At 53.7% G+C, this 20192-nt stretch carries 16 protein-coding genes; 14 read left to right on the top strand and 2 right to left on the bottom strand.

Annotated elements, in window-relative coordinates; genetic code table 11:
• Nucleotides 1–14: 14 nt before the first annotated feature.
• From GT409_RS05550 to GT409_RS05510, 9 genes are all read left to right on the top strand, one after another.
• Nucleotides 15–1358: a glycosyltransferase gene (locus GT409_RS05550; protein WP_160627739.1), complete on the top strand. Its 1344-nt coding sequence runs from the start codon at nt 15–17 to the stop codon at nt 1356–1358.
• 94 nt (nt 1359–1452) lie between these two features.
• Nucleotides 1453–3783: a tetratricopeptide repeat protein gene (locus GT409_RS05545; RefSeq protein ID WP_160627737.1), complete on the top strand. Its 2331-nt coding sequence runs from the start codon at nt 1453–1455 to the stop codon at nt 3781–3783.
• Nucleotides 3784–3792: 9 nt separating this feature from the next.
• Entirely contained in the window at nt 3793–4179 is a 387-nt protein-coding gene (locus tag GT409_RS05540) for a GxxExxY protein (RefSeq protein ID WP_160627735.1), read from the top strand.
• Nucleotides 4172–4960: a tetratricopeptide repeat protein gene (locus GT409_RS05535; protein ID WP_160627733.1), complete on the top strand. Its 789-nt coding sequence runs from the start codon at nt 4172–4174 to the stop codon at nt 4958–4960. The genes GT409_RS05540 and GT409_RS05535 overlap by 8 nt, the downstream gene beginning before the upstream one ends.
• A 68-nt stretch (nt 4961–5028) precedes the next feature.
• On the top strand, nt 5029–5766 hold the full coding sequence (locus tag GT409_RS05530) for a MotA/TolQ/ExbB proton channel family protein (RefSeq protein WP_160627731.1): 738 nt from the start codon (nt 5029–5031) through the stop codon (nt 5764–5766).
• A 2-nt stretch (nt 5767–5768) separates the two neighbouring features.
• Entirely contained in the window at nt 5769–6194 is a 426-nt protein-coding gene (locus tag GT409_RS05525; protein WP_160627729.1) for an ExbD/TolR family protein, read from the top strand.
• Nucleotides 6195–6321: 127 nt separating this feature from the next.
• Nucleotides 6322–6729: an ExbD/TolR family protein gene (locus GT409_RS05520; RefSeq protein ID WP_160627727.1), complete on the top strand. Its 408-nt coding sequence runs from the start codon at nt 6322–6324 to the stop codon at nt 6727–6729.
• Nucleotides 6730–6764: 35 nt separating this feature from the next.
• Complete coding sequence (locus tag GT409_RS05515; protein ID WP_160627725.1) at nt 6765–7136, top strand: GxxExxY protein; 372 nt, start codon at nt 6765–6767, stop codon at nt 7134–7136.
• 45 nt (nt 7137–7181) lie between these two features.
• On the top strand, nt 7182–8693 hold the full coding sequence (locus tag GT409_RS05510; protein WP_160627722.1) for a prenyltransferase/squalene oxidase repeat-containing protein: 1512 nt from the start codon (nt 7182–7184) through the stop codon (nt 8691–8693).
• A gap of 1 nt (nt 8694) precedes the next feature.
• On the opposite strand, the gene GT409_RS05505 is transcribed toward GT409_RS05510, so the two are convergent.
• The gene (locus GT409_RS05505) at nt 8695–11412 is read right to left on the bottom strand and encodes an FG-GAP repeat domain-containing protein (RefSeq protein WP_160627719.1); all 2718 of its coding nucleotides are present in this window, start codon (nt 11410–11412) and stop codon (nt 8695–8697) included.
• Nucleotides 11413–11565: 153 nt separating this feature from the next.
• Here GT409_RS05505 and GT409_RS05500 point away from each other — a divergent pair, with 153 nt between their 5' ends.
• A complete protein-coding gene (locus tag GT409_RS05500; protein WP_160627717.1) occupies nt 11566–12954 on the top strand; it encodes a sialate O-acetylesterase in 1389 nt (462 codons plus the stop codon).
• 146 nt (nt 12955–13100) lie between these two features.
• Nucleotides 13101–15755 carry an SUMF1/EgtB/PvdO family nonheme iron enzyme gene (locus GT409_RS05495; RefSeq protein ID WP_233231649.1) on the top strand — a complete coding sequence of 885 codons (2655 nt, stop codon included), beginning with the start codon at nt 13101–13103 and terminating at the stop codon, nt 15753–15755.
• Between the two features lie 87 nt (nt 15756–15842).
• Here GT409_RS05495 and GT409_RS05490 read toward each other — a convergent pair whose 3' ends face one another.
• Complete coding sequence (locus tag GT409_RS05490) at nt 15843–16595, bottom strand: IclR family transcriptional regulator (RefSeq protein ID WP_160627713.1); 753 nt, start codon at nt 16593–16595, stop codon at nt 15843–15845.
• Between the two features lie 215 nt (nt 16596–16810).
• On the opposite strand from GT409_RS05490, the gene GT409_RS05485 reads away from it, so the two are divergent.
• From GT409_RS05485 to GT409_RS05475, 3 genes are read left to right on the top strand one after another with little or no spacing between them, the layout of a single operon-like run.
• Nucleotides 16811–17599, top strand: a complete 789-nt coding sequence (locus GT409_RS05485; RefSeq protein ID WP_160627709.1) for a formylglycine-generating enzyme family protein — start codon at nt 16811–16813, stop codon at nt 17597–17599.
• A gap of 55 nt (nt 17600–17654) precedes the next feature.
• Nucleotides 17655–18587 carry a dihydrodipicolinate synthase family protein gene (locus GT409_RS05480; RefSeq protein WP_233231618.1) on the top strand — a complete coding sequence of 311 codons (933 nt, stop codon included), beginning with the start codon at nt 17655–17657 and terminating at the stop codon, nt 18585–18587.
• Nucleotides 18588–18608: 21 nt separating this feature from the next.
• Entirely contained in the window at nt 18609–20183 is a 1575-nt protein-coding gene (locus GT409_RS05475; RefSeq protein WP_160627707.1) for a sodium:solute symporter, read from the top strand.
• Nucleotides 20184–20192: the final 9 nt, after the last annotated feature.

Genomic DNA, 20192 nt, shown 5'->3' with positions numbered 1-20192 from the left:
AGTACGAGGAGCCCATGACAAAAGACCATTTTTGGACAGGATGTTTTATTACCGCAATGTATGCCTTTACCGGCATGGTGCTTTATTTAGGAGCCACACAACCATACATTGAACTTCAGGAATTTGAACCTCTGAGAAAAGTGCTTTTCTTTCTGCTGTTGCCTGTACTGTTCAAGTATGCGATCCAACTGATCTGCGCCCCGGCTTATTCGCTGATACAGGAACGGCGAGCTCGCCGGCTCGTGGACTCACCAATTCCGTCGGTTTCTGTACTGATTCCCGCATGGAACGAAGAAGTCGGAATTGAAAAAACCATTCGATCTGTCATTGGAACGGATTATCCGCACCTCCAGGTGGTTGTAATTAATGATGGATCAACGGACGGCACACATGAAGTCGTAACCCGTTTTCTGAATCAGCATGAGGCGTCCGGAGGCTCTGCTCAAATCACTTACCTGAATTTGAGTAATGGCGGAAAAGCAGCAGCGATGAACTATGGATTAATGCATGCGACCGGTGAAATTATGATCACCGTAGATGCAGACAGCGTTATGGATCCCAATGCCATCGAAAAGCTGGTCCGTTGCTTCGATGACCCACGTGTCGGCGGAGTCGCCGGGAACGTGATCATTGCAAATCGAAGCAAGCCCATTGAATGGATACAGCAATTGGAATATCTCTATGGATTCTTCTTTAAACGCGCCGACTCCCTGTTCGGGTCGGTTTATATTATCGGAGGAGCGGCAGCAGCTTATCGCCGCAATGTCCTCGATGAAATGGGCGGGTTTGACCGAACAATCATTACGGAAGACATTGAAATGTCCACCCGGATTCTGAGTCGGGGCTACAAAACACATTATGCAGCCGATGCCGTGGTATATACCGAGGGCCCATCCGACTGGCAGGGGTTGTGTCGACAGCGCTTGCGCTGGAAATATGGTCGGCTTCTGACCTTTCTGAAACACCGCAACCTGTTCTTCAGTACCAATCACCGCCCCTATCTCAGCTTCCTTTTGCTGCCTCTGGCGGTCTATGCAGAAGCACTGCTGCTTCTGGAGTTATCTCTTTTTCCCCTGTTCCTCGGGTATACAGTTTTTTCTCAGGACTACGCGCCGTTGATTGTGATAATGGCTGCCATGACTGTGGTTGTGGTATTCCAGCTATTGCTGGAGCCAAAACGTCAATTCCACAACAATCTGTTATGGCTGGCGCCGGTGGCATGGCTGATCTTCTTTGTAATCGACATGGTCGAGTTTCAGGCCTTGGTACGCAGCATTAATCGCATTTCCAGCGGTCGTGAACTCAAATGGCAACGATGGACTCGTATCGGAGTCACATCAGGCATACACAGCCGGTAAAACAACCCGGTTCCCCGCCAGCTGATTGTTTGATAAGTAACTTTGAATTCAATGATTTCTTGAAAAGCCTGTTTCGCGCGAATAGGGTGTCCCTATGGACCGCTGCGCGCTTTTCTCGGCATTGCTGTTTTGCATCCTGCAAAGCACATTCGCTTATGAAGAAGAGCTGAGATTTGTCACCGGCCTCACGGAAGAGGGTTTTCCGAAGCTGGCCGAAAAGATTCTTTTCCGAACATTGGAAAAATATCCGGATGCCGAGAGTGAGGCGCCGGAACTGCGCGTACGCATTCTGATTGCCTCCCGCAAATTCGACCAAGCCGCCGAACAAATTTCCACGGTTCGGAACCCCGAACCGCTCTGGCTGTTTCTGGCTGAAAGCGCAGCGGGTGACTTGGCGGTTCAGGCGTATCAAAACTATTTCAATACGGCGGAGCATCCCGATAATCTGGCAGTCTTTAAATATGGCGCGCTGCTCGAAGAGCGCGGGGACGATGCCGCTGCAATACGGCTCTACGAAAAAGTCGACGCGCGCCCCGTCAAATCGCGTCTCGCGGCGCTTCTGGTTGAAAGCGACCCGGACCGCGCGCTCAAGCTGGCCGAAGACGTACAGCTCGGCGGACTCGACCTTTGGTTTGGCAGTGCCGTCGTCAGCTGGGCGCAGGTCATGATCGGCAAAGGTGAGTGGGACGAAACGCGAACGGTTCTGGAAGGCCAGCTCGAACTGTTGAAGCAGCTGAGCGATTCCGTCGATGCTTCGGTTGCGCCGCTGGCTGGCGCGCGCTACTGGCTGGGCGTTTGCTATGAACACGCCGGCAGGAACGCCGATGCGCTCACACAGTTTTACAATGTCTACGCCAAATACGGCAACAGCGCGTGGGGACCGCAGGCGCAAAGCAAAGCGCAGGCTTTGATCGATGACTTTGAGGCGGAAGGAAAAACCGTCAATATCGATCTCGGCGCTAATCTTGCCAAAATGGAAGAAAGTACATTTCGCGTCGCCCGCCGCCTTTTTTTCGATCGCCAGTATGCCGAAGCTGTTCTCGCCTATATCGCCGCGCTCAACGACTACCCCGAAGGCTCTGAGTCCATCACCGCGTTGCGCGAACTCGCACTTTGTGCCATCCAGCTTGATGATCCGCTGATGGCGGAAACCGTCGGGTTCTATCTCGCCGAGCGTTTTTCGGACGAACCGCAGGCGGGCGATGCGCTGCTCGCCGCCGGCAAGGCTGCGCTCGATTCCAAACGCGACGAGCTGGCCTGGATGCTCTACGATTTATTCATCGAAAATTTCTTTTCCCATCCGCGCGCGCCCGCCGTGCTGTACTCGCTTTCCGGACTTCGGAAAAACGAGGGCTATCTTTTCCAGCTATTGGAAAATTATCCGGACAGCACTTATTACGCTCGTGCGCTTGGCCGCCTCGCGTGGAACGCTTATCAGGCCAAAGATTACAAATCAGCCGCCGAGCGGTTTGCGCCGTATGTTGAAACGGAGACCAATCCGCAAAAACGCATACGTGCGCGCTTTGCATTCGGCGACTCATATCGCCAACTTGAATGGTGGGGTGCAGGCTCCGCCTGTTTCCAAACCTTGGAAAAACAAATGGCTGATGCGGCTTCCGGGTTCGGCGTGTCCGCCGAAACGCTCACGTTCAACCAAGCATTCTGGGAAAAGAGCATTTACTATCAGGCTGTCTGCCTTAAAGAGCTGGGAGAAACCGATGAAGCGATTGCCTGTTTCGATCGCTTTCTCTCAACCTTTCCACGGTCGGAACTGGCGGAGCAGGTACGCTTTTCTAAAGCCAAAACATTGGTGGAAGCCGAACGCTATGCCGAAGCGCTGCCCGCGCTTGATGGCCTTGATGGGGAGTTCGCTGAGCCGGTCTGCTATTATCGCGGCATTGCGCAGTACGAAACCGGCGCATACGAAGCGAGTTTCCAAACCTTGGAAAAACTGCTCACCGATTGGCCCGTGTCGGCGTTCACCTATGAAGCGATGTTTGTGCAGGGCCGCGCGTTCAATGCCGCCGGTCGGAACGATGATGCCATTCGCGTCTTGGGTGAAATTATGAATTTTGCAACGGACGACGAACTGATGCATCGCGCGTCTTTGGAGCTCGGCCGCGCGCAGAACGACCCGGCCGAAAAGCTGGCATCCTTCCAGCGCGTCGCGCTGCTGGCCGATCCCGAAAAAAACGCCGACCTGATTGCGCAGGCGCTGTTTGAAAGCCTCCCGCTCTATCTTGAACTCGACCGGCCCGCCGATCTGATTGCCGATGCCGACCGCTTAACCGCCGAGTTTTCAAGCTTTGGAAAAACCGCCGAGATCGCGCTTTTAAAAACCCGGGCCGAACAAATTCAGAAGGAATTGACCGCGGATAACGCGGATGGAAACGGATCTAAAGAGGGAAGTCGGCGGCTAAAGTAGCGGGAGAATATGATGGGAAAGAAATTGATACATGAGGAGCTCAGCAAAGAAATAATAGGTGCCGCGATGGAAGTTCTCAATGAATTGAAGCCCGGATTAGATGAAAAACTCTATGAAAATGCATTGGTGATCGAATTGGAACGGCGGGGGCACAAAGTGAGTCAGCAGAAAAACTTTTCCGTTCATTATAAAGGGCAATTTATCGGAAGATTGGTTCCGGATCTAATTGTTGATGATCTTGTGATCGTTGATCCCAAGGTGGTGACCGCATTTAATGAAAACCATACAGCTCAGATGGTCGGGTATTTGGCCAAAACGAAGCTGCGGTTGGCTCTCTTGATTAATTTTAAATACGCCAGGCTGCAGTGGAAAAGGGTGGTGAGAGAGCATGAATAATCCGTATAAATCCGCGTTATCCGCGGTTAAAATATTATTAGTCTTTGCGGGCATTGCGCAAGCGGAGCCGTTTGTCATTAATTCGGCGGGCAGCAAGGTGGTCGGGTCGGCGATTCAGTCGGCGCCGGACGGGACGATTTTGCTGACGACGCTCAACGGACAGACGCTGACATTTCGAAAGGGCTGTTACCGCCGGGCGTACGCCGATAAGCCGAAAGAAATATTCCAGGTCGAAAAGCTGGTGAAGGAGAAAAACCTGATTGCTGTGGCTGAACTTCTGCGGCGCGTGAAAGAGGAGTATCAGTTTTTGGGATGGGACCAGCGTGCGAGCCTGATGCTGGCGCGTGTCTATCTGCCGATGAAGCAGTTTGAGGATTCGGCGCGTGAGTATGAGGCGCTCTTTGTGGTTCAGCCGCAGCTCAAAGAAAACCTGAAGGAGCGGTCGAACTATATGCAGGCGCTGCTCGGTTCTGAGCGTATTGATGAAGTGGCGAAAATGATCGATGAGGACATTGCGTCCGGCTCGCGCGAAGCCGCCGCCCGCGCGCAGGTGGTGCGCGGCGATATGAAAATGAAAAGCGGGCAGACTGAAGAAGCGCTGCTCGATTATTTGCGCACGGCGATCCTGTTCAAGGCACAGGAAGACGTGCTGCCGGAGGCGACTTATAAAACGGCCGTCGCGCTCAAAAAAATGAACGACCCGTGTGCGGAGGAATATTTTCAGAAAGTAATCAATGAATTCCCGGGTTCGGAATATGCCGAACTCGCAAAAGAAAAATAAAACCGCGAATGAACGCAAATGGACGCGAATTTAATAACTGCATAATCAGCGGTTAGAAAGGAACCGAAATGAAACGAACGCTAGACATTCGACTTTTGACCTTGGGGCTCCTGACCCTCGCGGTATTTTCCGTGCAGGCGCAGGACGTTGTGATGAACGAGGCAGCCGCGGGAGCCGAAGCGCTGGGTACGGGTGACGGATTCTTGGATGTCGTCATTAAGGGAGGGTTTCTGGGTATTGTGCTTTGGCTGTCCCTGGCGGCGCTGTCGGTGGCGGGGACGCATCTGATCGTGGATTCGTTTTTGAAGATTAAGGAAAAACGGTTTATTCCGACGGGGCTGATCGACGGCGTTCGGTCCGCTCTTGGAAGTGGAGATGTTTCGAAAGCCAAAGAGCTGTGCGATGAAGAGCCCGGTGCGCTGTCCAATATTCTTTCTGCCGGGTTCATCAATATCGGAGATGGCGCCGAGGATGCGGTGAGTGTCGCCACTGAGCTCGAAAGCGAAAAGCTGATGCAGCGCGTGAATTACCTGAACGTGGTCGGCAATCTCGCGCCGATGCTTGGTCTGCTCGGAACGGTGCAGGGGATGATTATGGCATTCGCCACGCTCGGAACGGAAGCGGGCGCGGCCAAAAATGCGATGCTCGCCACCAATATTTCGCAGGCGCTTTATACAACGGCCGCCGGGCTGGTGATAGCGGTGCCCGCGCTCGGGTTCTTCTCCTTTTTCCGCAATCGCGCGGCCAAGATCAGCCTCAATATGGAAGCGCTGACGATGGAGTTAATGAAAAAGGCGCGAGATTAAGAATGGGGAAATTTAAACAGCCCAGCGGTCACGTGAATATGACACCGATGATCGATGTCGTGTTCCAGATGATCATTTTCTTCGTCTGCACTGTGCAGCTCGAAAAAGAGGCGATCAGCGAATTTATCCTGCTGCCCGAGTCGCCGCATGGCCCGATGGTGACCGAGGCAAAGGACCCGCGCACGATTACGATTGAAGTGGATGATCGCGGCCGGATCTTTATCGCCCGTACGCCGCTCTCCGAAGCGAAGCTGCGCAAAATTCTCACCAAAACGGTTGCCGATTACGGAAAATACGGTCCGTCTATTCCGATCCGCATCCGCGCCGATGGCGGAGCGGAACATGTATACGTTAAACGCGTGCTCGACGCCTGCACCTCTGCTGGCCTTCACAGGATTTCATTTGTCGCCACCAAGGATAAAGCATGAAGGATTGCCCACGAATCACACTAATTTTCACTAATCATTGGAGGGGCGGAAGGTATTTGCTCGTTCCACCCTTACAAACGGCCTAACCGAATGCGTGTTTATTCGTGTGGTTCGTGGGCCATGGGTTATGAGAAAGAAACGGAACAGAGCTGAAGAGCCGATGGAAGTGTCGATGACGCCGATGATCGACGTGGTCTTCCAGCTGCTCATCTATTTTCTGGTGACGTTTTCGACACCGGATGTTCTGGCGCATCTCGATATTTCGCGTCCGGCGCCCGACTCGTCGCAGACCGAACCGCGTACGCCGCCGAAGATGATCCGGGTAAACATTTATGAGGACGGCTTCAGCCTGAACGGCCGGGCGGTTTCGAAGAATGAACTGGAGCGGATTCTGAACCGGCTGGCGGGCTTCAGCAAGTCGCAGACGGTGCTGATCACCTGCGCCGGCGGAGCCAAACACGCGAGGCTGGTCGACGTACTCGATATCTGCGCACAAGCCGGGTTGAACAAACTCACAGTCGTCAGTGCTGAATAGCCACAAAAAACACAAAAAGTCACGAAAAGGAGAGAATGATGGGAATAAATGAGTTGTGTGACATCGTTCGGGAAACAAGTTTTTCTATTCATAAATACCATCGAACTGGTCATCTCGAAAAAATATATGAGAACGCTCTGATTCACAGGTTAAGGAAGCTGGGCTTAAAAGAGGAGCAACAACACCCTTTAACTGTTTATGATGAAGACCGAACCGTGCTCGGAGAATATTTTACAGACCTGTTCATAGAAAATTGTCTGATTGTTGAACTGAAAGCCTGTAAACACACAACCGATGAGCATGTATCCCAGTTACTCGGATACCTTACTCCTGCCCGGATTCATGATGGGCTTTTGATCAATTTTGGCGCACCCAAACTCTACGTTAAAAAGTTTGTTATGGGATGATTTTGTGACTTTTTGTGTTTTTTGTGGCCATAAATAAAAGCGGTTATGACTGAGCCTATTAGAAAAATCATAGATCGGCTGGGAGGGCCGGTGGTTTCGATTGCGATCAACGCGCTGATCGTGATTGTGCTGATTAACGTGGTGGTTTTCCAAACCTTGGAAACCGGCCGTGAGATTGAAGTGCAGGTGCTTGAGGCCGAAGAACCTCCGGAGCTCGAACAGGAGCTTGAAAAACTCGATGAGCTTCCGCCGGACGAAAACCTGATGCAGGTGGAAGAGCCGGAGACGCTGCCCGATTCGCCGCCGGACAGTTTTGCGAACGACTCGATGGATCTGGCCGGGCTCGCGGTGAGCGCAGTCGATTCGCCGCTGGTGATGAAGGGGCTTTTTGCCGGGCGCACCGAAGCGGCCCGCACGGATCGGCTGAACCGCTTTGCGGGCGGGTATGGGGAACAGGTGGAGGCGACGGTGATGCGCGGGCTCGAATGGCTGGCTTCGCGGCAGGATGATGCAGGGTATTGGGGCGAGGTGTCGCGTTACAACAAAACCTGGCATGAGCGCGATTGGAGTGCATCGCTCGAAAACGAGCAGCGCGCGGCACGGCTGACATCGCTCTGTCTGCTGGCGTTTCTGGCGCACGGCGATACGCCGCAGTCACCTATGTTCGGGACCAACGTCCGGCGGGCGATTGAATATCTGCGCGATCAGCAGGAACCGGAGGCCGGACTTTTTGTTCCAATGTCTGGAAAAAAACCGGAAAAGGGAGGCGAGGATCTCGGTGTGTATGCCCATGCACAGGCGACCTATGCGCTGGCGGAGGCCTACGCGCTGACGCGCGCGCCGGCACTGAAAAAAACGGTCGAACACGGGTTGCAGGTCATCATCGACGGACAGCTCGACAGCGGTGCGTGGGGCAACTGGTACGTGCAGGATATTTCAGATTCTTCGGCAACCAGCTGGCAGATACAGGCGATGAAAGCCGCGGCTGCGGCGGGCATTCGTATGGATGGGCTGGATGCGGCCATGAAAAAAGCCGTTGAGGGTGTGACCTTTCTCTATAAAGGAGAGGGCGAGTGGTATTACCGCAAGGGGCCGCCGATCAAAACGTGGAGCAGCGGCGGGCCGATCATGAGCGGCGCGATGGTGCTCAGTTTGCAGCTGCTCGGTTTGCAGAACGATCCGATGGTGCTCGCGGGCCTGCGCTACATGAACGATTTTGGCGTGACGGAATGGGATGAGGCGTGGGGAAACCCGATCAATAAAAGCCTGCCAGCCACGTATGAATGGTATTACAACACGCAGGCGGTTTTTCAGCGCGGCGGATCGCGTTGGACAACATGGAACGCCGATTTTGCACCGATGCTGATTAACCGCCAGCATCCGGAGGGATGGTGGCGCGGGCCGGAGCAGGCGGCGGGCGGAGAGACTATTTATTCCACCAGCCTGTGTACGCTCGCGTTGCAGGTTTACTACCGCATCCTGCCGACGTTCCAGCAGGTGAAGGAAGAAGCACCGAAGGTGACGTTCGACGATGATGTAGTCATCACAATCCTTTAATTCAGTCGGGCAGGTTGCTGAGGTTGTCTCGCGGGTAGTAAATGATGGTTCCGTCTTCTTCCCCGACGACGAGGGCGAGAGAGCCTTCTCCAAAGTCGGCCAGTGCCGGGGAGCAGCTGTGGACGCCCAGCTGAATTGGCGCGTCGTCGTAACAGATCCGGACTGGATATTCGAATTCCGGGGAGGCGTTGCTGCCGGCGTTGCGCAGGAACAGCACAGATGACTGGCGTTCTTCGTCGGGCAGGTTATCTGGAATTCCGCCTTCGCCGGGAATGGCCTGAGCGCGGCCTGTGCCGACGAGGAGGTCGATCTTTCCATCCTGGTCCCAGTCGACCGGGACGATTTTTGAGCGGCCCCACTGTCCGCCGTAGCGCCCGTCGTGTGCGTGGATGGCTTCGCCGGTGGTGAGTCGCAGGACGTCGCCGCGGATGACGTTCTGGTTGTCGAGTCGGTAGAAACATCTGAATTCGTCGTTTTCATCGTTGGCGATGATGCACGGGTCGGTTTGACCGCCCCAGGTGGTGACACCGGGTTGTGAGCGCCAGCACAGGCGCAGATCGAGGCTGTCGCAGAAGAGCTGGAGGGGTTTGGTGAAGGTTGGCGGGTTGGCGGTTCCGTCGATTTGAAGCAGAACGAGGATGTTGCCGAATGAACTGTTGAGAACGATGTCGAGTTTGCCATCCGCATTCCAGTCGAAGAGGGTTGGGCAGGTATAACCCCAGTTGGCTTCGCCGGGGCCCTGAATGGTGCTGTATCCGCTGCGGATTCGCAGGGGTTCGTCGCCTGCCAGAATCTCAATGGGCTCGGGGAATTCGGCGGCCCCGGAGGTGCCGATGTTGCGCAGGAAGAGAAGTTCGCCGGCGTCGTTGCCGATGATGAAGTCGGTCAGTCCGTCATTGTCGACGTCGCCGGGAGAAATGACGGGCAGGGCGCCGCAGGCAATCTCGCCTGCGCGGCACAGAACGGGGGAGCGTTTGCCGTAGATAGGGCTGTTGGCGTCTTTGAGGCCTTCGAGGGGATAGTGCCAGATGCGTCCGGTGTCGGAGATGATGAGGTCGGAGAGTCCGGAGGCGGGATTGGCGATGACGATCGGTTTGGCATTGATGATCGGGTGGCGCAGCATGACGCGGGCATCCGTGTTGTCGACGGCGTAGGACATTCCATTGATGGACATGCCGGAGGAGGATGCGTTGTGGAAGCTGCGCACGTTGCCCTGTTTGTTTGCCCCGATCAGCCGGTGTTCGAGGGTTCCGCTGCCGTAGTTGGCGATGGCCAGTCCACCGCACCCGAACATGAATTCATAGTTTTCCGTGCCGGTGCCGACTCGGTCGTCGGTTTCGAGTGTGGTGAGCGTGGTGTCGCTGAAGCGGGCGTAGTAAAGAAGTGAATAGTTGATGCCGCCGGTCCAGAAGCCGGAGCCGTCGAAGGGGCGGTAGTCGATGTCGTGCGAGCCCGGGACCGGGTAGTATTCGGTGCCGTCGCCGATAGTGTAGAAGAGGTGCAGTTTGCCGTCGCTGCTGATGAAGCCGTTGATGTCGCTGACGCTCCGGGGCATGTCTGTATAGGTGGCCTCATAGTTGAATGTGAGTGTGGCTTTATCGAATTTTCGCAGATAGACGGTGGTGTCGGAGGAGGCCAGAGCATAGATGTTTCCAGTGCTGTCCTGAAAAACCTGTCCGTTTGAGATGGCTGAGGAGATATCGATGCGTTCGCCGTAAACCGGGACGTTGTTGGTGTCGAAATGGTCAAACGGATAGAGATTGCGCAGTCCGACAAACAGGTCGTAGGGACCGTTGCCGAACACATCGGCAGTTCCGCTGGCCGTCCAGGATGTGATGCCGATTGTTCCGTAGGGTTCTGTGCCGCCGACCGGAATGGCTTCGCCCGCCGAAAAGCTTGTTGGCGCGGCGACAAAGGGAGCGACTGCTTCCCAGGATGTGCCGACGCGAAGTTCGTCCAGCTCGAAGGTTCCGCAACCAGTGGTCTGTCGTAGTGCGATGGTGTCGAACGAAGAGATTTCGGTGCCCGAATAGAGCGCATCCGGCGTGTCTGGTTGAGATTGGCCGGGAACCGGATTGAGATAGAGCGATAGCGTGTCGGTGCCGTCTGTGATGAACGCGTATTCAACGACGACAAAATAGGTGCGGCCCACGTCCAATGATTCGGAAACCAGTGACGGGCTGGTGGTGTTGCTGTTGCTGATTCCCAGTCGATAGCTGCTGGCGGATTCGGGCTGGGTGTAGAGTCGCGCACCGTACACGCTGCCGGATCGCATATATGTAATAAAGGTGTTGGCCGACGGAGCTTCTGTGACCTTCATCAGAAACGAATAATATAGCGTTCCACTGGTTGTTGCCGAAAAGGTGCGTCCGACATCTTCCTGATTTGCTCCGGTCAGTTCCGCGCGTTTCCCGGACGGGTATAACCGAAGGAATGAGAGAGATTGCCCCAGGTCGCCCGTGGTGTCGATGACCTGAACCGGACCGTCGCCGGCGGCTGAAACCGCCGTCCAGTTTGCGGAGTCGGTCAGATTACCGGCGTTGAGGTCGAAGTTTTCATAAAAATACTGACTGGCGCTTTCCATGGAAAAGTAGATGCCTTCAGAGAGCGATACAGAGCCGAACAGGAAAAAGGCTGAGAGCAGGATAAGGTGGGTGTGCCGGAACTTGTTTGTGTTGGCAACTCGCAAACAATGTGTATTCAGGGGCTTTGTTCTCATTGAGAAATCTCCGGGGTCTAGGTTGTTAGCCATTCAGTTGCAGAGCTGAACTCTATTGAATCATGAATCGACATAGATAGGCAAAAAAACCCTTGCGTTCAAGGTAAATATATTCAATAAGTAAAAACTTGTTACACAATACGGGAGTGTTTGATGATGAAACGTCTGTTTATTGGGCTGCTTATTCTGTTGGCGGCAGAGTGTTTTTCGGAGGGGTTGCAGCTTCCTACCGTCTTTTCGGACCATATGGTTTTGCAACGCGACCAGTCGGTTCCGGTATGGGGCAGTGGAACGCCTGGGGAAAAAATTACGGTCGAGTTTGCCGGGCAAAGCAAAACCGCGGTTGTGGATTCTTCCAATCATTGGAAAATCATGCTCGATCCCGTGCCAGCATCTTCCGAACCTCGGAAGCTGGCGGTATCCGGTTCCGGGGAAGCGGTTTCTTTCTCTGACGTTTTAGTAGGGGACGTGTGGCTGTGTTCCGGGCAGTCCAATATGGAGTGGTCGATGGACCGAACCGAGAATGCGCAGGAAAGTATTGATGCTGCAGATTATCCTTTGATTCGCCTGTATGATACGCCGCGCCGGGTGGCCGGTGAGCCGGCCGGGCGCATTGATGCGGCCTGGACGAGGTGCTCGTCTGAGCGTGTGAGCACCTTTTCCGGGGTGGCCTATTATTTCGGGCGCAAACTTCATCAGGATTTAGATGTTCCTGTTGGTCTTTGGCTCAGCGCTTACGGCGGAACCAAGATCGAGGCGTGGACGCCGCCGTGCGGATTGAAGAGCGTTGAGTTGTTGGCCGATACGGTCAATTTGCCGCCGCTGTCCGGCGAGGATAAGGAGGATCGGCACATTCCGACCGTGCTTTACAATGGAATGCTGCATGACAATGTGCCGTTCGCCATTCGGGGTGCCATTTGGTATCAGGGTGAAAGCAACCATACCGAAGGGTCACTGTATGTGGAGCGCAGTCGGGCGCTGATTAATGGCTGGCGGGAGCTTTGGGGGCGGGATTTTCCTTTCTATTTTGTTCAGATCGCGCCGTATCAATATAAGGAAGAGGATGCGCGGATTCTTCCGGTGTTCTGGGAGGCTCAGGCCGAGGTTGCGCGAACGATTCCAAATACTGGAATGGCGGTTATCAGCGAGTATACCACGCTGGATAATATTCATCCGGTGAATAAGGAGGTTCCCGGGGAACGACTGGCATTGCTGGCCGAGGCTGGAACCTATGGAATGGATGTTGAGTTCAGCGGTCCGGTTTTCCAAGGTTTGGAAAAGTCCGACGGGACGCTGACGGTTGCTTTCGATTTTGCGGACGGGTTGACGACCCGCAATGGAAAAATGCCTAACTGGTTTGAAATTGCCGGTGACGACGGGGCGTTTTATTTGGCGCAGGCTGAAATTAAGGGGAACTGTGTGGTCCTTCACTCTCCCAGAGTACCGCATCCGCAAGCGGTTCGTTTTGCCTGGCATAAACGGGCGGTTCCCAACCTAATCAATGCGGCCGGACTGCCTGCGGTTTCTTTTCGCAGCCAATAATGTGGATTTGATTTTGCAGCAACGGGCTTCTGATTGGTCAGCGCGGGGTTTTTTCGGAAAATGAGTTGTTATATTTTTTAAATATGTAATACTGAATATGTTTCGCTTACATAATGTGTAAAAACAAGGAGGGCTGAGTGAATAGAATGATTCAAACCATAATGATGACGCTTGCGGGGCTTTGTGGTGTGGCCGCAGCGACCGTGATTGAGCATGACGGCACATCGGTGTCGATCGATTTCGTGGAGATCGGAGCGGCTGGTAACAGCGCGGACCCGACCAACGGGATCGGTGCGGTGAGCTATGCGTATCAGATCGGTCAATATGAGTTGACTGAAGCGCAGTGGGATACGGTTCAGGCCATCAGTGGCGGAGAGCTGGGTGCAGGCACATCAAACGGTGCAGATGCTCCGGTTGCCAGTATCACCTGGAATGAAATTGCCATGTACTGCAACTGGCTGACCACCGGTGATTTTGAAAGCGGTGCGTACACTATTCATAACGGCGAGGTCGTTGCAGTAATGGATCGTGCGAAGGCTGCCCTGGCATTTGGTACGGTCTATGTGATCCCAACCGAGGATGAATGGTATAAGGCGGCTTATTATTCTGTTTCGAACGGGGTTTTCTCCGGTTATGCCAATGGTCTGAATGTGCAGGCCAGCGGCGATAAAGTGACGGGTGAAAATCATTTGAAGGAATCCGAGGGCGGTCTCGGTCTGTGGAATGTCGGCGAAGGTCTGCTGGAGCAGAACGGCACCTATGATATGGGTGGAAATTTGGCCGAGTTTACAGAAAGCGGAGGCTGGGGAGCCCGTATCGTGCGCGACTCCTACTTTGGTTGGTCGACGAAGCCGGGTGCCGTTGAAAATACGGACTTAAATGATAAAGCTGAAAGCTATGCAAGTACGTCATACGGCGTTCGTTTGGCGGCAGTGACCATTGCGCCTTTGGAATTTGTTGAAATCGGTGATCCCGGGAACAGTGCAGACGGCAACGGAATCGGTGCGGTTGATTATACCTATGAAATCGGCAAGTACGAACTGACGGAAGGTCAGTGGGATATGGTTCGTGCGTTCAGCGACGGTCTGCTTGGAGTGGGGACCGCCAATGGGGTGACCGCTCCGGTTGGAGACATGAGCTGGAATGAAATTGCGATGTACTGCAACTGGTTGACGACCGGTAATTTTGACAGCGGTGCTTATGCGATCAGCAATGGCGTTGTGATTGATGTGAAAACCCGCGCGGAAGCGATTGCAAAATACGGAACCGTCTATGTGATTCCGACTGAGGATGAGTGGTACAAGGCGGCTTATTATTCCACAAATACGGCGAGCTTCTCCGACTATGTCAACGGCACAGATGTGATGCCGGACGGTCTGCAGGGAACCGGAGAAAACCACCTCAAGGAAACAGAAGGAGGTTTGGGCCTGTGGAATGTCGGCCTAAGTATGCTGGAGCAGAACGGCACCTATGACATGGGTGGTAATCTTGCGGAGTGGACAGAAAGCGGGGTTTGGGGTTCCCGCATTGTGCGTGACTCCTGGTATGGGTGGACAACCAAGTCCGGTGCAAATGAAAATACCGGCTTGAACACCAAGCTGGAAAGCTATGACTCCACCTCTTACGGCGTTCGTCTGGCTCGGGTGACGGGAGAGCTTTCCAGCGAGTCCCGCACCATTACTCATAATGGTTCTTCGGTTTCTATGGAGTTTGTGCGGATTGGTTCTTCCGGAAACAGTGCAGACACCAATGGAGTCGGCGCGGTGTCTTATTCCTATAAGATCGGAAAGTATGAGCTGACCGAAGGACAGTGGAATGCGATTCGTCAGATTAGCGGCGGGGTTCTTGGTGAAGGATCGGACAATGGACCGTTTAATCCGGTGAGTTATATTTCCTGGAATGAAATTGCGATGTACTGCAACTGGCTGACTACGGGTGATTTCGAAAGTGGAGCCTATACCATCAGTGACGGTGTGGTGACCGCTGTGATGGATCATGAGGCGGCCCAGTCTCTGTATGGAACCGTTTATGTGATTCCGACCGAAGATGAGTGGTATAAGGCTGCTTATTATTCAACCGGCAGTGGAACATACTCCGGGTATGCCAATGGCACCGATGTGATGCCAAGCGGCGCGAAAATTGTCGGAGAAAACCACATCAAGGAGGGGGCTACAGAAGACGGGGTGGTGGGTCTTGGCCTGTGGACGATCGGCGAGGGCGTTCAGGAGCAGAACGGCACCTATGACATGGGCGGTAACATGGCTGAGTTTACAGAAACAGCCGGTGGTCTCGGCCGTGTTGTTCGCGATGCTCCGTACAGCTGGACAGCTAAGTCTGGTGCGGTGGAAAATACCGGCACCAACACCAAGGCGGAAGATTATCAAAGCAGTGTATACTCGGTTCGTCTGGCTGTGCTCGAGCCGGAAGAAACCACAGCTCAGGGTGTTCCGGTTGCATGGATGAATGACAATGGAGTCAGCGATGAATACGACACCGCAGAACAGACCGATGCCGATGGCGACGGACTGCTGATGTGGGAAGAGTATTACTGTGGAACCGATCCCAACAATGCAGGGTCTGCATTTAAAGTGGCTCTGAGCGGTTCTGAACTGAGCTGGACCGCAAGTTCAGCAAACAGCACGGCTCCGTTTAATGTGTTCCGCTCCATTGATCTGACATCCGGTTGGGAGCAGGTGGCTACAAACGTAACCCGCAGTGCAACGGGAACCACCAGCTGGACAGATCCGAACCCGCCGACTGAATCGCAGGTCTTCTATAAGACAACATTCGATATTCCCTGAGCGGATATGTAGTGCACGAAAGCCCTCCTTCTCTCACGAGCAGGAGGGCTTTTTATTGGTGATTAATTGGGAACGGTGTGGTGACGCTTACAGAGCTTTGATCAGATCGGCCTCAATGTTGCGGGCCTGTTTCATGATGTCGACTGCGGCGGATTCGGCTTCTTCTGCGCTATGGCGGATGGTCGGGAACTGAACCACCAGTGCGGCGACCGGTCGGTCGTTGATAATGATCGGGGCCGCGGTTGCCATAACCTCGGATTCAAACTCTCCGGGGTTAAATGCATAGCCCTTTTCTTTGGTTTTTTTCAGGGTTTCGCGCAGTGTTTTTTCGTCACTGGTGGTTTTGTCGGTCAGCTTCACATAAGACGCCGTCTTAATGTAGCGCTCGATCGTTGGTTCAGGCAGAAAAGCCAGAATGGCGCGCCCGGCTGCGGTGACATGCATGCAGTAATCGGGCTCGTCCTGAATCAGCACGCGCATGACGTGGGTTGAGGCAATGTGTTTGACGATTGAAAATGAATTTCCCTTCTGCATCACCAGCAGAATGTTTTCATTATATTTTTTGTGCAGTGCCTGCATCGACTTGTCGGCACAGGGCAGCAGCTTGTGAACCAGGTTATCCTGTGCATTATGAAACAGCTCTACGGCTTTCGGGTTGATCAAAAACTTTTTCTTGTGCGGCTCACGGATGATCCAGTTGCGGTGAATCAGCGTGTTTAGATAGAGGGTAATATTAGAGGCGGGCAGATCCATGTGTTGCGCGATATCCGTTAAGCGCAAGCCATCCTGGCTGCCGGCAATATATTCCAGAATATCCAGGCCCTTCTGAAAGGATGGCAATATCTTTGGTGTTTTTATGGTGGATTCTCCTGTTTAACTATGATTTGTGACTCTAATAGATCATCTATTCTTATACAACAAATAAGTTTTGAGGGTTCCATCAGGTTTGCGACGTCACATTATTGAACAAATTATCTGAAAATTCAGTTGTCTTTATAGGGTATTATGTCACTATTGAATAATAGTTGTTTATTTAATAAATAAAGGAGTGCGGTGTGAAGATTCAGTTTGTCAGTATGGGGTTAATTGCAGGGTTTTGTTGTCTGGCGCAGGGAGAGCGTATTGCTCATGGCGGTGTGAACATCGAAATGGAGTTTGTTACCATCGGAAACCCAAACAACCCGGCGCATGAGTCCGGTTTTGGGGCGGTTCCTTATGAATACCAGATTGCGATTCATGAAGTGACTGCAGATCAGTGGGAGCAGGTCGCAAAGAAAGAGTCTATCATGAATTGTCCCAAGGCCCCGGTTTGGAAAGACAATGAGCCTGCTGCCGGAATCACCTGGGTGGGAGCCGCCATGTTCTGCAACTGGCTGACTTCCGGTGATGCGCTCGAAGGTGCGTATCATTTTGATGAATTCGGAACCTTGATGGCCATTGACCGGGAACTCGCCCTGAAGAAATATGATCCCATTTACGTGCTTCCCTCGGAAGACGAGTGGGTGAAGGCGGCGTACTACAATGGGTTTACTTATTCCAAATTTGCAAATGGAGCAGAGACGGCTCCACCTCGGGTTGCAGAGAATCGGACGCGTTCAGAAAATGTATGGGCTGTGGGCAGTGGTGTGTTTGAGCAAAACGGCACCTACGACATGGGCGGCAATCTGGCGGAGTGGACCGAAAGCGCATTTGATGGAGGCTCGGATTATTCCTCCAAACGGGCCACGCGGGATGCTGCATACCGATTCGGAACCACATCGTCCATTGAAGTGCGTACGGGAAAAGATAGTACAGCTTATGCCAGCAGTGCTTATGGGTTTCGGGTTGTGAAGGTCAATAAATAGACCTGCCCTGCGCCACAAAACAGTTGTATCGATAGAATGAACACAAGGATCAGAAGTGATTAACGGATATCAGAAAATAAAAGGGATTGTGCCGCCGATGGTGACCCCGCTCAAGAGTCAGGACGAACTGGACGTAGAAGGTCTGGAGCGCCTGGTGGAGCACATTATTAAGGGTGGAGTCAGCGGATTGTTCCTGCTGGGAACGACGGGCGAGGGACCGGGACTCAGTTATGCATTGCGCCGTGAGCTGCTGGAACGAACCTGTAAACTGGTCAACGGCCGGGTGCCGGTTCTGGCCTGTGTCACCGATACTTCATTTACAGAATCTGTCCATTTGGCACAGGTTGCTGCGGACTGCGGATGCCATGCCGCCGTTCTTTCTGCTCCATACTATTTTGTTCCGGATTCCCCGGAACTGATTGAGTATGTCGCCCACATCACATCACAGATTCCATTGCCGCTCTATCTGTACAACATGCCGGGGCTGACTAAAGTGAACTTCAGCATGGATGTGCTCAAGGCCGCCATGGATATGCCGGGAATTGTCGGGCTGAAAGACAGCTCCTGCTCCATGCTTTATTTCCATCAGGTCCGCGCGCTCATCGGAGAGCGCGATGACTTCGGACTGCTGGTCGGCCCGGAAGAAATGCTCGCGGAAACCGTTCTGCTGGGCGGAGATGGCGGCGTGAACGGCGGCGCCAACCTGTTTCCCAGATTATATGTGGAGCTGTACAAGGCGGCTGAAAACAAAGACATGGAGCGCATTTCCCGCCTGCAGAAAGAAGTGCTGGCGGTTGCGCATTCATTGTATACGGTAGGGAGTCATCCTTCGTCGCTGATCAAAGGGCTGAAGTGTGCACTGTCTCTGGAAGGCATTTGCAGCGACGTCGTTGCCGAACCGTTCCAGAGCTTCCGCAGCAAAGAGCGGGAGCAGGTCGCCAGCCTGCTTGGTGACCTCAAGGGCAAGATCGATACCGCACTGAATTAAGTTAGCAGGAGAGTTGTAGCAATGAACTTTTTTACCGGAGTAGACTGGATCGTTTTATTTGCCTATTTCGTAGGCACCATGTCGATTGGCTTTTTCTTCATGCGAAAAAGCAGTTCGACCGAAGCCTATACGGCAGCCAAACGATCCTTGCCGGGATGGGCCTGCGGGCTCTCCATTTTTGCCACTTATCTAAGCAGCGTCAGTTTCCTGGGGTTGCCGGGCAAAGCTTATGCAACCAACTGGAATGCATTTGTGTTCAGCCTATCACTTCCGATTGCAACCTTTGTTGCCATCCGGTGGTTCATGCCGTACTACCGCAGCAGCGGAGAAGTCTCGGCCTATGCGCATCTTGAAAAACGGTTTGGCTCCTGGGCCCGTGTCTATGCCAGCAGTTGCTACCTGCTCACCCAGCTCGCCCGCATGGGCGCGGTGCTTTATCTGATGGCGCTTCCAATGAGCGTCCTGCTCGGTTGGGACATTCGGATTGTGATTCTTGTCGTCGGCATTTCCGTCACCGTGTACAGCTTTGTCGGCGGAGTGATGGCCGTCATCTGGTCCGATGCCCTGCAGGCCATCGTGCTGATGGGCGGCGCGCTGCTTTGCTCGGTTCTCATGCTGTTTAAAATGCCGGAAGGCCCCGGTGAAATCTTCCGGGTGGCGATGGACGCCGACAAATTCAGCCTGGGAAGTTTCGGCCCGTCACTGGTCGAGCCGACCTTCTGGGTCGTGCTCATCTACGGCATTTTCATCAACCTGCAGAACTTCGGAATCGACCAGAGCTTTGTCCAGCGCTACATCGCCTCCGGGTCTGAAAAAGATGCGCGCAAAACCGTGCTGATCGGCGGCCTGCTGTATCTGCCGGTTTCGCTGATCTTCTTTTTCATCGGAACCCAGCTCTTTGCGTTCTACCACGCCCAGCCGGGCGATCTGGTTGAAGTACGCCAGCTCGTGGCAACCCAGCGGGTTATTCAGGAAGGCATTGCCAGTGGAACCGCCGAATTCGGCGTGCGCGTGTCTGAAATCGCAACCACGCTGACCGATAAAGAAATCGGGGACAAAGTGTTCCCGCACTTTATCGGCAAATATCTGCCACCCGGAATTACCGGCCTGCTGATCGCGGCCATCTTTGCCGCGGCCATGAGTACGCTCTCCACCAGCCTGAACTCATCCGCCACCTTAATGATGAGCGACTGGTATAAACGTTTTATCCGGCCCGACGCCTCGGAGCGCCAGACCATGCGCGTACTATATGGCGCAACCATCGTCTGGGGACTGCTCGGAACCGGCGTGGCGTTTCTGTTGATCAACATCAGCAGCGCATTGGATGCCTGGTGGGTGCTCTCCGGAATTTTCGGCGGCGGTATGCTCGGTCTCTTCCTGCTGGGAGTCATCAGTCGCAAGGCAAACAATCCGATCTCCGTGACGGCCGCCATTCTGGGACTTTTGGTCATTGCCTGGATGACGCTCTCGCCCATGCTGAAATCTCCGGCGCTGGAAGGACTGCAGTCGCACTTCCACTCCTTCCTGATTCCGGTGTTCGGAACGCTTACCATTCTTTTGAGCGGACTCATTCTGAGCCGTTTTCGTAAAGCCTGAGGAAAACCC

It is taken from the genome of Tichowtungia aerotolerans (assembly GCF_009905215.1).
Taxonomy (GTDB): domain Bacteria; phylum Verrucomicrobiota; class Kiritimatiellia; order Kiritimatiellales; family Tichowtungiaceae; genus Tichowtungia; species Tichowtungia aerotolerans.
Note: the sequence above shows the minus strand (reverse complement) of the source record. Positions and strands in the feature narration are given on the sequence as shown.